This is a genomic window from Actinomadura sp. 7K507 (assembly GCF_004348425.1).
Lineage (GTDB): Bacteria > Actinomycetota > Actinomycetes > Streptosporangiales > Streptosporangiaceae > Spirillospora.
Window position 1 is genome coordinate 20,266 of the sequence record NZ_SMKK01000088.1, and the last position, 13,685, is coordinate 33,950.

Annotated in this window: 12 protein-coding genes; 10 read left to right on the forward strand and 2 right to left on the reverse strand. The window is 72.2% G+C overall.

All coding sequences use genetic code 11. The annotated features are described in order from the left end of the window. Window positions 1-57: 57 nt before the first annotated feature. Window positions 58-1,896: a hypothetical protein gene (locus E1285_RS20815; RefSeq protein WP_132154538.1), complete on the forward strand. Its 1,839-nt coding sequence runs from the start codon at window positions 58-60 to the stop codon at window positions 1,894-1,896. Here the strand turns inward: E1285_RS20815 and E1285_RS20820 are convergent. Continuing rightward, window positions 1,887-3,518, reverse strand: a complete 1,632-nt coding sequence (locus tag E1285_RS20820; protein ID WP_132154540.1) for a glycosyltransferase family 39 protein — start codon at window positions 3,516-3,518, stop codon at window positions 1,887-1,889. The two genes, E1285_RS20815 and E1285_RS20820, sit on opposite strands and share 10 nt — an antisense overlap. Window positions 3,519-3,656: 138 nt before the next feature. Here E1285_RS20820 and metG point away from each other — a divergent pair, with 138 nt between their 5' ends. Next, window positions 3,657-5,459, forward strand: coding sequence for a methionine--tRNA ligase (metG, locus tag E1285_RS20825; protein WP_132154542.1), 1,803 nt, complete (start codon window positions 3,657-3,659; stop codon window positions 5,457-5,459). Beyond that, window positions 5,456-6,280 carry a TatD family hydrolase gene (locus E1285_RS20830; protein WP_132154544.1) on the forward strand — a complete coding sequence of 275 codons (825 nt, stop codon included), beginning with the start codon at window positions 5,456-5,458 and terminating at the stop codon, window positions 6,278-6,280. The genes metG and E1285_RS20830 overlap by 4 nt, the downstream gene beginning before the upstream one ends. A gap of 73 nt (window positions 6,281-6,353) precedes the next feature. Here E1285_RS20830 and E1285_RS20835 read toward each other — a convergent pair whose 3' ends face one another. Then, window positions 6,354-7,337, reverse strand: coding sequence for a hypothetical protein (locus tag E1285_RS20835; RefSeq protein WP_132154546.1), 984 nt, complete (start codon window positions 7,335-7,337; stop codon window positions 6,354-6,356). Between the two features lie 191 nt (window positions 7,338-7,528). Here E1285_RS20835 and E1285_RS20840 point away from each other — a divergent pair, with 191 nt between their 5' ends. The 7 genes from E1285_RS20840 to E1285_RS20870 all read left to right on the forward strand — a co-directional run. Beyond that, the gene (locus E1285_RS20840) at window positions 7,529-8,386 is read left to right on the forward strand and encodes a transglycosylase family protein (protein ID WP_243722945.1); all 858 of its coding nucleotides are present in this window, start codon (window positions 7,529-7,531) and stop codon (window positions 8,384-8,386) included. Between the two features lie 17 nt (window positions 8,387-8,403). After that, on the forward strand, window positions 8,404-9,270 hold the full coding sequence (gene rsmA, locus E1285_RS20845) for a 16S rRNA (adenine(1518)-N(6)/adenine(1519)-N(6))-dimethyltransferase RsmA (protein WP_132154548.1): 867 nt from the start codon (window positions 8,404-8,406) through the stop codon (window positions 9,268-9,270). 133 nt (window positions 9,271-9,403) lie between these two features. Continuing rightward, window positions 9,404-10,507, forward strand: a complete 1,104-nt coding sequence (locus E1285_RS20850) for a hypothetical protein (RefSeq protein ID WP_243722946.1) — start codon at window positions 9,404-9,406, stop codon at window positions 10,505-10,507. A 96-nt stretch (window positions 10,508-10,603) separates the two neighbouring features. After that, window positions 10,604-11,524 (forward strand): 4-(cytidine 5'-diphospho)-2-C-methyl-D-erythritol kinase, encoded by a 921-nt coding sequence (locus E1285_RS20855; protein ID WP_132154564.1) that lies wholly within the window; start codon window positions 10,604-10,606, stop codon window positions 11,522-11,524. Between the two features lie 207 nt (window positions 11,525-11,731). Beyond that, complete coding sequence (locus tag E1285_RS20860) at window positions 11,732-11,923, forward strand: hypothetical protein (RefSeq protein WP_132154550.1); 192 nt, start codon at window positions 11,732-11,734, stop codon at window positions 11,921-11,923. Between the two features lie 25 nt (window positions 11,924-11,948). Beyond that, window positions 11,949-12,128 carry a hypothetical protein gene (locus tag E1285_RS20865; protein ID WP_132154552.1) on the forward strand — a complete coding sequence of 60 codons (180 nt, stop codon included), beginning with the start codon at window positions 11,949-11,951 and terminating at the stop codon, window positions 12,126-12,128. Between the two features lie 46 nt (window positions 12,129-12,174). Continuing rightward, window positions 12,175-13,685, forward strand: a 1,511-nt coding sequence (locus E1285_RS20870; RefSeq protein WP_132154554.1) for an ABC-F family ATP-binding cassette domain-containing protein, incomplete at its 3' end; no start/stop codon positions are given.

Here is a 13,685-nt window from a genome sequence, read left to right on the forward strand (position 1 = left end):
CTCTCCCGCCGGGCCGGACGACAGCGCCCGGTCCGTGCCCGGGAGGCCCTCACGCCGATGAGCACGCGAATCCCGGCGGGCGCCGATTCCTCGTCCCCGGCCGTGGCGCGCCCACCCGTCACCCCCGCTGACCAGGGCGCCGTTCCGGCCGCGGTGAATCGCCGCCGCTGGGCGCGGCTGTTCGTCCTCGGCTGGCTCGCGCAGGTCGCGGTACGGCTCTGGCTGGGCTCGGGGCAGACGGTGCCGGTGGCGACGCCGGACGAGTCCGGCTACCTGTTCGCCGCCCGCGTCCTGACCGGCGGACCCGACGCCGACATGTCGGCCGGGACCGTCTACCAGGGCGGATACCCGCTGCTGCTCACGCCCGCGTTCTGGTTCGGCGACGACCCGGTGAGCGTCTACCGAGGTGCGCTGGTCATCAACGCGCTGATCAGCGCGGCGATGCTGCCGCTGGCCTACCTGCTGCTTCGCCGCCTGCGGGTCGGCCGGGCCTGGTCGTACGTCTTCGCGCACGTGACGGCGATGCTGCCGTGCGTGCTGTTCTACTCCGCGTTCGTGCTGACCGACGCGATCCTGCCGGTGATCGTTGCCGGCTGGCTGTTGCTCGCCCACACCTGGCTGAACGCCCCGCACCCCGGGCCGGGACGGCGCTCGCCCGCCCGCCTGCACCTGGCCGGGACGGGCGCGTCGCTGCTCGCCGCCTACGCCTACGCCTGCCATTCGCGCGGCGCGATCATGCTGGCCGTGCACGCGGCGCTGCTGGTGGCCGCGCTGGTGTGCCGGTGGCGGCCGCGGCGGGACGTGTCCTTCGCCGCCCTCGCCGCCGCGGGCGGCGCGGCCGTGGGGAAGATGCTGAACGACTCGCTGCTGCCGCACATGTACCCGTATGGGGACAACGACCTCGGCGCCAACGTCGCGTGGCGGCTCACCAGGGAGGAAGGCTGGGCCTGGATCCTGTCGATCGGCACCGGGCAGGTCTGGTACCAGGCCGTCGCCACCGGGGGCATGGCGGCGGTCGGCCTCGCCGCCGTCGCGTTCGTCGCGATCCGCCCTTCCGCCGCCGCGTCCGGCCTGCCCGGCACGTCCGGGCGGACGCGGGCGCTCGCCCTCGCCGTCATCGTGGTCGTGGCGGGCATCGCGTTCGCCACCGCGGCGGCGCTGCCGGTCGAGTACCGCATCGGCAACTACGCTTACGGCCGCTACCTCGCCTGCGTCACCCCGATCCTGTTCATCATCGGGGTCGCGGTCCTGCTGCGCGCGTCACAGCGGACGCTGCTGTGGGCGGCGGCCGCCGCGGCCACCCTGACCCTCGTCTCCGCGGGCGTGGTCCAGTGGTACGCGGGCGACCTGCTCAGCATGTACACCTACACGGGCTTCGACTTCCCCGAGACTTCGTTCCTCACCTGGGACTGGACCGCGTTCCACCTGTGGCACGCCACCTGGGCGGGTCTCGTGCTGCTCTTCACGTCCGTGGTGTTCGTCCGGCTGCGGCGCCACGGCCCGCCGCTGCTCGCGTGCGTCCTGGCCGTCGTCGCGGCCGGCATGTGCGTCACCGCCGCCGACCGCATAGCCCGTCCGCTGGTGCGGGACACGACCGCGCACACCGACCTGCGCCACAGTGCCGACCTGCGCGAGCAGCCGTCCATCGCCGTCGACTGGAACATCCCGTGGACGATCCGCCTGTCGCACTACTACTGGGCGTGGTGGAGCGAGGGCGACGTCTTCGACGCCCGCTGGTACCCGCCGCCGGAGGACGCCGACCTCGTCGTCCTGGCATGGCCCGAGGACGTCCCCGCCACCGCGTCCTGGCGGCACGGCGCCCCGCCCGGCTGGCACGTCGTCGACAGCCGCCGCACCGTATCCGGCGACTGGGTCGCATGGGCCCGTCAGGGCTGAGCGGCCGGGGGATTCCACAGCTCTAGGACGCCGTCGGAGGAGCGCCATGTGAGGGTCCAGCCCTGGGCGGGGGAGGGGCGCCAGCCGGAGGCGATCTGTGACTCCATGCCGCGCCAGCGGGTGTAGAGGAACGGGCCCTCCGTCGCGTTCACCGGGACCTTCGGCAGGTAGTGCGGGAAGTCGCGGATCTCGCCCTGCCACACCGGGTCGCCCCACGCGTCCCGCGTGTAGAACGTGAGGGTCTGGGCGAGGCGCCGGTCGGCGCAGATCAGCGTGATGCCGGGGTTCCCGGCGAGATGGCCGCGCAACTCGGTCCACGCCTTGTCGCGCGGCAGGTCGGGGACGGCGCGGACGGCGCTCATCGCGTACATCCCGCCCAGCGCGACCGGTACGGTGCCGGCGAGCACGACGACGAGCGGGCGCAGCCGGGACATGAGCCCGGACGGCAGCATCCGGAACATGAGGACCAGCGACCCGAACCCGCCGGCCAGGAGTGCGGGCAGCACCGCGAACCAGTACCGCTGCAGCCACGCCCGCAGCTTGATGTCGTTCGGGTCGAGAACGCCGGAGAACAGCGTCAGCGGGACGGCGAGCGTGAAGAACCACACCAGGACCAGCGCGAGCCGCCGGTCGCGGGTGACGGCCCAGCCGACGACGGTGAGCGCCAGCGCGATGGTGAAGACGAGCCCGAGCGGGTGCCAGTCGTGCATCGCCCGCGTGAACGAGCGGAGCGCGAGCTCGCGCGTCACGTAGTCGCGGGACTGGCCGCCGTGCGTGGCGGCCGAGACCAGCCCGGCGAGGGGGGTGCCCCAGACCAGCTGGTTGTGGACGAGGTTGAGCACCAGGATCGCCAGCATCGGCGCGCCGACCGTGACGTTGCGGCGCCACGGGATCCGCAGCAGCGCCAGGTAGACCGGGATGGCGAGGAACAGGAACGCCAGGAACTCGCGGACGAGGAACGACGCGCCGAGGAACACCCCGGCGGCCAGGAGCATCCGGGTCTGGGCCCGCCCGGTCCTGCGGCCCGCCACGACCAGGCCCGCCATCCCGATCGCGAACAGCCCCGCGCCCGGCATGTCCGGGAGCATCACCCCGGTCGACCAGGTGATCTCGTGGCCGAACGGATTGGTCATCGTGAAGAACGGGTGGACGAGCAGGATCGCCGCGGACGCGATCCCCGCCACGTCCCCGAACAGCGACCGGACGACCAGGTACGTCCCGGCGAAGAACGCGCAGCCGCCGAGCGCCGCGACGGCGAAGTACGCGGCCTCGCCGGGCCCGAGGACCTCCTGCGCGAGCCGCGCGGGCAGCACGAGCCCGACCCGGGTGACCTGGTGGGGGACCTCCCAGAACGGCCACTGGTCGAGCGGGATGTCGGGCCAGGAACGGGCGGCGAGCCACACGTAGTACGGGTCGAAGTACAGCGGCGGCGTGAAGATCACCCACTGCACGAGCACCGCGGCGGCGGCCACCAGCAGCGACAGCCACACCACCCGGCGCGTCCGCCGCACCCTGGAGACCGCCCGAGCGGCGAGGCGCCGAACGGACCCGTCCGGTCCCGCGTCCTTCGGTCGCGTGTCCTGCGGTCCCGCCGCCTGCTCGTCGGCCGTGGTGTGGGCCATGCCTCGCTTCTGCCTTCTACAGAGTCTTGCCTTCTACAGAATCTGTGACCGACGGCGGCGCGCGGGCGCCCTGCGCCACGGGCCCGGACCAGGCTACTGGCGTACGTCGGCCCCCGTGGCGCGACTACCCTTGATTTCATGTCCTCGTCAAGCCGTCACATCTTGACCGCGCCCGCATGGCCGTACGCCAACGGGCCCCGTCACATCGGGCACGTCTCCGGTTTCGCGCTGCCCGCCGACATGTTCGCCCGCTACCAGCGGATGGCGGGCAGCAAGGTCCTGATGGTCAGCGGCACCGACGAGCACGGCACGCCGATCCAGGTGCAGGCCGACAAGGAGGGCGTGACCGCCCGCGAGCTCGCCGACCGCTACAACGGCGTGATCACCGAGGACCTGCACGGCCTCGGGATGTCCTACGACCTGTTCACCCGGACGACGACGCTGAACCACTACGCGGTCGTCCAGGAGATCTTCAAGGGCCTGTTCGACAACGGCTACATCTTCCCGCAGAAGACGATGGGCGCGATCTCGCCGTCCACCGGCCGGACGCTCCCGGACCGCTACATCGAGGGCACCTGCCCGATCTGCGGGTACGACGGGGCGCGCGGCGACCAGTGCGACAACTGCGGCAACCAGCTCGACCCCGTCGACCTGATCAACCCGGTGTCGCGGATCAACGGGGAGAAGCCGAAGTTCGTCGAGACCGAGCACTTCATGCTCGACCTGCCCGCGTTCACCGAGGTCCTCGGCCGGTACCTGCGCGGCAAGCAGGGCGGGTCGCTGGCGTGGCGGCCGAACGTGCTGAAGTTCGCGCTGAACCTGCTGGACGACCTGCAGCCCCGCGCGATCAGCCGCGACCTCGACTGGGGCGTGCCGATCCCGCTGGACGGCTGGCGCGACAACCCGGCCAAGAAGCTGTACGTGTGGTTCGACGCGGTCGTCGGCTACTTCTCCGCGTCCCTCGAATGGGCCCGGCGGTCCGGTGACCCGGAGGCGTGGCGCGCCTGGTGGCAGGACCCGGACGCCCTGTCGTACTACTTCATGGGCAAGGACAACATCGTCTTCCACGCCGAGATCTGGCCGGCGATGCTGCTCGGCTACAGCGGCCAGGGCGACAGGGGCGGCACGCCCGGGTCGCTCGGCGGGCTGAACGTGCCGACGGAGGTCGTGTCGTCGGAGTTCCTGACGATGGAGGGCAAGAAGTTCTCCTCGTCCCGCCAGGTCGTCATCTACGTCCAGGACTTCCTGGAGCGCTACGACGTGGACGCGCTGCGCTACTACGTCGCGGTCGCCGGGCCGGAGAACCAGGACACCGACTTCACGTGGTCGGAGTTCGTCCGCCGCAACAACGACGAGCTGGTCGCGGCATGGGGGAACCTCGTCAACCGCTCGGTGAACATGGCGGCGAAGAACTACGGCGCGATCCCGGAGGCGGGCGACCTCACCGACGCCGACCGGGCGCTGATGGAGCGCAGCCGCAACGCGTTCCGGGCCGTGGGCGCCGAACTCGAGCGGTCCCGGTTCAAGAACGCGACGACCGAGGCGCTCGACGTCGTCCGCGACGCCAACCGGTACCTGTCGGACCAGGCGCCGTGGAAGCTGAAGGACGACCCGGCGCGCGTCCAGTCGATCCTGCACACGGCGCTGCAGGTCGTCGACGACGCCAAGACGCTGCTGACGCCGTTCCTGCCGAACTCGTCGCAGAAGGTGTACGAGATGCTCGGCGGGCGGGGCGACTGGAGCGGCATGCCGGAGCTGAAGACCGTCTCGGAGGAGGGCGGCCCGGACTACCGCATCCTGACCGGCGACTACGCGACCGAGGCCCGCTGGGAGTCCATCCCGATCAAGCCGGGCGTCCCGCTGACCAAGCCGACGCCGCTGTTCAAGAAGCTGGAGCCCTCCGTGGTGGACGAGGAGCTCGCGCGGCTGGAGAACCGGTGAGCCGGGACGGGGACGGGCAGTCCGCTCGCTCGTTTCCGCCGCTTCCCGAGCGCCTGCCGGTGGACGTGTTCGACAGCCACTGCCACCTCGACATCGTCGACACCCCCGTGCAGGAGCAGCTCAGGTCGGCGAGGGCGGCGGGCATCGCCCGCATCGTCACGATCGGCTGCGACCTGCCGTCGTCGCGTTTCGCGGTGAACGCCGCGACCGAGTTCGACGACGTGTACGCGGCGGTGGCGATCCACCCGAACGAGGCGACCGATGTCTCCGCCGCCGTCCTGGACGACGTCGAGCGGCTGGCCGCGCATCCGAAGGTCCGCGCCATCGGCGAGACGGGCCTGGACTACTACCGGGACTGGGCGCCGAAGGAAGACCAGCACCGCTCGTTCCGCGCCCACATCGGCATGGCCAAGCGCACGGGCAAGGCCCTCGTCATCCACGACCGCGACGCCCACGACGACGTGCTACGCGTCCTTGAGGAGGAGGGTGCGCCGGACAAGGTCGTCTTCCACTGCTACTCGGGCGACGCCCGCATGGCGGAGATCTGTGCTGAGCACGGCTACGTGATGAGCTTCGCCGGGAACGTCACGTTCAAGAACGCCGAGCCGCTCCGCGACGCCCTGAAGACCGCCCCGCTCGACCTGCTGCTGGTGGAGACCGACGCGCCGTTCCTGACCCCGATCCCGCATCGGGGCAAGCCGAACGCCTCGTACCTGATCCCGCATACCGTCCGCGCGATGGCGGAGGTCAAGGGCGTGGAGGTCGCGGAGTTGTGCACGGCGATCGCCGCGAACGGAGAACGCGTCTTCGGCCCCTGGTAGAAGGCTCGGGCAGGGCCCAGTGGTAGGGGCCCAAGCGGGTTGGGCTCGGTGGTTGACGCCTCGGGGTATGGGCTCAGTCGATGTTGATGAGCTGGGCGAGGACGAGTGCGATCGAGGCGTCGCGCAGGAGCGGCGGCGCGCCCTGCTCGATCCGCAGCACCCGCCGGCCGCGGAGCTTGGCGGCGGTGGCCACGGTGGCTCCGTCGCCGCCGCGGACCTCCAGCGTGGTCATGTTGCGCCCCTCCGCCGGCCCGGCGGTTCCGAGGACGCCGCCGGTGGGGTCCAGCAGCCGGTGGAAGAACGGTCCGCGTTCGGTGTCCGGGCGGATGAGGAGCGTCGGAGCGCCCGACGGGTCGAGCAGCACGTGCTCGGGGTGCAGGCCGCGGTCCGAGCGGTGCTCCACGTGCATCAGCGGCCGGCCGGCGGTGTCCGTCACGGCCTGGAACCGGTACAGGCGGTCGCGCGACCCCAGCGTCGGCTGGTCGCGGGTGTACGGGGCGCGGCCCGGAAGGGTGAGGTTCCGGTGGCCGGGCGGCGGCTCCAGGCTCGTGCCGAGCGTGGCGTAGGGGGAGTCGTCCGGGCGCCGCAGCCCGTCGCGTCCGGAGATGACGAGCACGTCGCCGGACGCGGCGAGCATCGATTCGGCGAGTCTCCGGCTGGGGAGGATGAATCGCCGGCGTATCCAGACGAACAGGAGCGTGAAGAGGAGGATCGGCACAGCGGTGAGGAAGTAGTGCCATGAGCCGCCCCACCCGTTCGCGTAGGGGCCCAGGGGGCCGATCCGTACGGGGACGGCCTCGTCGCGGCCCGCGGCGACTGCCTGGTCGTAGTCGAGCCCGTAGATCTCGCCGTCGCCGCGCTCTCCGTCCTCGGTGCGCCAGGTGCCGACGCAGGTGGTGTCGGTGTAGTACCGGCCGTAGGTGCCGATCCCCGTGCATTCGAGGACGGTCGCGGTGGCCCGCTCGCCGCGGGCGAACGTGTACGTGAGAACGGCCGGGTAGAGCATCCAGCCGCAGAAGAGGACGAGGGCGAGCCCGATGAGGGGGAATCGGCGCATGATCTATTGACGTCGCTGCCAGGCTGCGCGTTCCCGTCCGATCGTCGTGATCGCTCGGTCGCGATTCGTGGCGGCTCTGGGTGGCGGGCGGGGTCGATGTGGGGGTTGCGGTGGCGGAGGCGGGCCGGGTGCCTCTAGTCTCTGGCCGTTGAACGGGCACCCCTTGGCCCGGCCCACTGGAGGAACCCCCCGTGCTGTGGAAACCCGTGCTGTGGAAACCCGTGCTCAGGAAACCCGTGCGCCGAGCTTCGGCGGCCCCCCTCGTGTCCGTCGTGCTGGTGACGGCGCTGCTGGCGACGGCCTGCGGCGGTGACGACTCGGCGGGGCCGCAGAACAAGGCCGCCGCGGACGCGCCCGCCACCAGCCCCCCGCCGCCGCACAAGGTCGTCGTCGTGGTCGACGGCAAGAAGACCGAGACGATGACGACGGGCACGACCGTCCAGCAGGTCCTCGCCGAGGCCGGCATCAAGCTGGGCCGGCACGACCTGGTCAAACCGGCGGTGGACCAGCCGGCCGGGGAGATCGTGAAGATCGTGCGGCTGCTGTCGGCGCCGAAGCTGAAGACGATCAAGACGCCCCACAAGACGGTGCGCAAGAAGAGCTCCTCGGTCGCGCCGTGGTCCGAGAAGGTGCTGCGCGAGGGCCGCTCCGGCATCAAGATCGTGAAATGGGCGTACGTCCCGCGCAAGGGCAAGAACGGCAAGACGAAGAAGGTCAGGAAGGTCCTGGCGCAGAAGATCAAGCGGAAGCCGCGTGCCCGGATCGTCGCCGTCGGCCCGAAGTCCGGGGGCTCGGGCGAGGCGGCCGGGCTCAACTGGAGCGGCCTGGCCAGGTGCGAGTCCGGCAACAACCCGAAGGCCGTGAACCCGGCCGGGTACTACGGGCTCTACCAGTTCTCCATGGCCACCTGGCAGTCGGTCGGCGGCAGCGGCAGGCCGTCCGACGCCAGTCCGGGTGAGCAGACCTACCGGGCGCAGCTCCTCTACAAGAAGGTGAACGGGCGCTGGCAGGGGCAGTGGCCCAACTGCGGGAAGTTCCTGTTCTCCTGAACTGGGACACTTGCCCTGTGGGGGAGACAACGGGCCTGCTCGGGCCGGCGGACGTGCGGGCACTGGCGGAGCGGCTCGGCATCAGGCCGACGAAGGCGCTCGGGCAGAACTTCGTCATCGACGCCAACACCGTCCGGCGGATCGTGCGGACCGCGGGGCTGGGGCCGGACGACGTCGTCATCGAGGTGGGCCCTGGGCTGGGGTCGCTCACGCTGGCGCTGCTGGCGGACGCCCGGCGCGTCGTCGCGGTGGAGGTCGACGGGGCGCTCGCCGCCGAGCTGCCCGCCACCGTCGCGGCACGGGCCCCGGATCGCGCGGCGCGGCTGGAGGTCGTGCACGCCGACGCGATGAAGATCACACACGTTCCGGGGCCGGACCCGACGGCGCTCGTCGCGAACCTGCCCTACAACGTGGCGGTACCGGTCGTGCTGCACCTGCTGGCCACCCTGCCGTCGCTGCGGTCCGCGCTGGTCATGGTGCAGGCGGAGGTCGCCGACCGGATGGTCGCCGACCCCGGCGGCAAGATCTACGGCGTGCCGTCGGTGAAGCTCGCCTGGTACGGGAACGCCCGCCGCGCCGGAGCCGTCGGCCGCGCGGTGTTCTGGCCCGCGCCGAACGTGGACTCGGGGCTCGTCGCGTTCGCCCGCGGTGAGCCGCCGCCGACCACCGCGACCCGTGAGCAGGTGTTCGCGGTGGTCGACGCCGCGTTCGCGCAGCGCCGCAAGACGCTCCGCGCCGCCCTCGCGGGCTGGGCCGGGTCCCCGGCCGCCGCCGAGGAGGCGTTGCGCGCCGCGGACGTCGATCCGCGGGCGCGGGGCGAAGCTCTGGACGTGGCCGCCTTCGCGCGGATTGCCGAGTATGGTCCTTCAGGCCGGGGGAGTTGATCCCCACGCTCCCCAGGGACGCGTGGCGAAGGCATGTCGCGAAAGCATGGTACGAAAATGGACAGGGCGGACATTTCCGTCAGGGGGCACGGAACGGTCCGCAGGGTGGCCGGGCCGGTACGAGCGGAGGTCGATGGTGAAGGCGCGTTCGCGGACGGCGCGGGCGAGGTTGCCGATCGTGGGGACGGCGCTGCTCGCCACCGCGGCGATGATCGCGACGGTGGCGGCGGGCTGCGGTAACGGCGCGGGCGCCGCACCGAAGATCTCCACGACGGCGCGCGCGGGCGTGGCCCCGGTCCCGCCGCAGGAGGGCGCCTACTTCGGAGCCTGGGTGCCGCCGGAGAAGGGCGGCAAGGGGACCGATGAGCCGTCCGCGGAACCCTCCGGCGAGCCGTCCGCGTCCCCGTCGGGCGCGCTGCCCGGCGAGAAGGCCGACAAGCCGCCCATGGAGCCCGTCGCCGGCTTCGAGCGGGAACTCGGGCGGCAGCTCGACATCGTGCAGAGCTACCGGGGCTGGACGTCCGACTTCCCCGCCGGGCTGGAGAAGTCCGTCACCGACAGCGACCGCCACCTGCTGCTGACCTGGGGCGGCACCGACACCCGGAAGATCGTCCAGGGCGAGCACGACGAGCTGATCCAGCGGCGCGCCCGTGCCGTCAAGGCACTGGGCAAGCCGATCTTCCTGCGCTGGTCGCGGAGCATGGACACCGCGCAGGCCCGCAAGCGCGTCCACTCGCCCAAGGCCTTCATCGCCGCGTGGAAGCACATACGGCAGATCTTCCAGCAGGAGCAGGTCCACAACGTCGCCTGGGTGTGGTGCCCCTCCGCCCGCGGTTTCGGCGGCGCCGGCGCCTTCTATCCCGGCGACGAGCACGTCGACTGGATCTGCGCCGACGCCCAGCCGGGCGGCGACTACGGCGACCTGTCGGACAGCCTGGAGCCGTTCCTGCGGTGGGCGCGGGAACGTCCCAAGCCCATCATGATCGCCGAGTTCGGCGTCCCGAAGTCCTACGGCGAGCGCCGCGCCGAATGGCTCCGCGAGGCGGCCAAGACGCTGCAGGATCCGCAGGTCAAGGCCGTCGTCTACTTCAACTCCGACGAGCGGGCCGAGAACGCCCGCGACAGGCGCCGCTCCTTCTCGGTGACCGGCGACGACCACGCCATGTCGGCGCTCCGCGAACTCGCCACGACCCCCTACTTCAACCCCCGCAACCTCCCCGTGATGAGCGGCGGCTGACCGGAACGCCCCTCCGACTTCCGCGCATCACTCTGGGGGACGACCCCCAGACCCCCGAGTGGGCCATTAGGCCGTAGGGTTTCCCGCGTGAGCGCAGTGACCGTACGCGTGCCGGCCAAGGTCAACCTCCAGCTCGGCGTGGGGCCGATCCGTGACGATGGTTACCACGACCTCGTCAACGTGTTCCACGCCGTGTCGCTGTTCGACGAGGTCACCGCAGCGCACGCGGAGCGGCTGGAGGTCCGCGTCCAGGCCGCCCCGTACTCGCGGGTGGACGTCGCCGGCGTCCCCGACGACGGCGACAACCTCGCCGCCAGGGCCGCCGGGCTCGTCGCCGCGCGGCTGGGCGTCGAGCCGCGGGTCGCGCTCCGGATCCGCAAGGCCATCCCCGTCGCGGGCGGAATGGCGGGCGGCAGCGCCGACGCCGCCGCGGCGCTGGTCGCCTGCGCCCGGCTGTGGGACGACCGGGAGGACCCCGTCCTCACCCGCGACGACCTCATGGAACTCGGCGCGGAGATCGGAAGCGACGTGCCGTTCGCCGTCCTCGGCGGTACCGCGGTCGGCGTCGGACGCGGCGAGCGGCTCACCTCCGCCCTCACCCGCGGAACCTTCCACTGGGTGTTCGCGACGGCCGACGGCGGCCTGTCCACCCCCGCCGTCTACGCCGAATGCGACCGGCTCCGCGAGGAGCAGGGGGAGCCCGCGCCCCGGCCGGGCGTCTCCGAGGAGCTGATGACCGCGCTCGCCACCGGCGACGCCAAGGGCCTCGCCGCCGCGCTCACCAACGACCTGGAGCCCGCCGCCCTGTCCCTGCGGCCGTCGCTGGGCCGCGTGCTGGACGCGGGACGCGACCTCGGCGCGGCCGGCGCGCTCGTCTCCGGCTCCGGTCCCACGTGCGCGTTCCTCGCCGAGACCGAGGAGGACGCGGCCGACCTCGCGCAGGCGCTGGACGGCATGCGCGCCGCCGCGCAGGTGCTGCGCGCGTCCGGGCCCGTCCCGGGCGCGACCGTGGTGTGACCCGCCGTGGTGTGACCCGCCGTGGTGATCTGCGCAGTGCGGCGGCGCGCGGGCGGGTAGCTGCGCTCGTCACACAAGCGAACTTCCTGCCCCGGACGGACGTCTTCTACCGGTGACACCGATTCCCTCCGACCCACTGAACCCCACCGATCCTCCGGCCACATTGACATCACGGAGAACACCGATTCCCTCCAGTGAGGTGAACCGATGACGATTCTGTCCGGGCTGCTGGTCGTCGTGTCGATCGCGATGATGGCGACGCTCGTCCTGCTGGCCGTGCGCCGCGACCGCGCCCTCGCCCGCAACGCGCCCGGTTCGGTGGTGGCGCGGCGACCGCAGGCCACTAGCCTTGGGGCCCAGAGCGACAGCGGACCGGCGTCGCCGCCCGCCGTGCGCTGAACCCCCGAACCGTGAGGCGGGTCTGATGTCGTCCGTCGTGCTGCTGGGTGCGATCGCCCTGGTGATCGTCCTGTTCGCCGCCGTGGTCGTGATCGCGGTCGTGGTCGCCGTGTCCGCGAGCCGGAAGAAGAACCAGAGCCCGCGGCCCGGGTACGGCCCGCCCGGGTACCCGCCGCCCCAGCAGGGCCCGCCGCCCGGCCCTTGACCGCCGGTACGACCGGCTCGGCCGGGCCAATAGGCTGGGTGGCGTCGTGAATCTGATCAATCTTGAGAACGTCGCCAAGGCCTACGGGCCCGCACCGCTGCTCGACGCCGTGTCCCTCGGCCTGGACGAGGGCGACCGCATCGGCGTCGTCGGCCGCAACGGCGGCGGCAAGAGCACCCTGGTGTCCGTCGTCGCGCGGGAGACCGAGCCCGACGCCGGGCGCGTCACCCATTCGCGCGGGCTGCGCCTCGGCCTCCTGGCCCAGCGGGACGATTTCGCTGAGGGTGCGACGGTCCGGTCCGTCGTCCTCGGGGACCGCGCCGAGCACGAATGGGCGGGCGACGTCCGCGTCCGGGACGTCCTCGGCGGCCTGATCGCCGACCTCGACCTGGACGCGCCCCTCGCGGGCATGTCCGGGGGCGAGCGCCGCCGCGTCGCGCTGGCCGGGCTGCTGGTCCCCGAGTCCGACCTGCTGCTGCTGGACGAGCCGACCAACCACCTCGACATCGAGGCGATCGCCTGGCTGGCCAGGCATCTGAAGGGCCGCGGGGTCGCGCTGCTCGTCGTCACCCACGACCGCTGGTTCCTCGACGAGGTCACCGAGCGGACCTGGGAGGTCGTCGACGGCCGCGTCGAACGCTACGAGGGCGGCTACTCGGCCTACGTCCTGGCGAAGGCCGAGCGCTCCCGGATCGCCGCCGCCAGCGAGGCCAAGCGGCAGAACCTGCTGCGCAAGGAGCTGGCGTGGCTGCGGCGCGGCCCGCAGGCCCGCACGTCCAAGCCGAAGTTCCGGGTGGACGCCGCGCAGGCGCTGATCGCCGACGAGCCGCCGGCGCGCGACTCGGTGGAGCTGACCCGGTTCGCGACCGCGCGGCTCGGCAAGACCGTCTACGACGTCGAGGACGTGACGGTCGAGGTCGGTGAGGGCGGCGACCGGCGCCCCATCTTCGAGCGGATGACCTGGCGTCTCGGGCCGGGTGACCGTGTCGGCCTGGTGGGCGTCAACGGCAGCGGCAAGAGCACGCTCCTCCGGCTGCTCGACGGGTCCGTCTCGGCGGTCTCCGGGAAGGTCGTGCAGGGCAAGACGGTCCAGCTGGCGCATCTGTCGCAGAACCTGGAGGAGCTGGACCCGTCCCGCCGCGTCCTGGAGTCGGTGGAGGAGATCCGCCGCCGCATCACCGTCGGCAAGCGCGAGTGGACGGCGAGCCAGCTCCTCGAACGCCTCGGTTTCCAGGGCGACCGGCAATGGACGCCCGTCGGCGACCTGTCCGGTGGTGAGCGGCGCCGCCTGCAGATCCTCCGCCTCCTCATGGGCGAGCCCAACGTCCTGCTCCTGGACGAGCCCACGAACGACCTCGACATCGAGACGCTCACCGAGGTCGAGGACCTCCTGGACGGCTGGCCCGGGACGCTGGTCGTCGTCAGCCACGACCGCTACTTCCTGGAACGCATCACCGACCATGTCGTGGCGCTGCTCGGCGACGGCCGGGTGTCGATGCTGCCGGGAGGCGTGGACGAGTACCTCGAACGCCGCGCCGCCGGCCGGGCCCCCAAGCC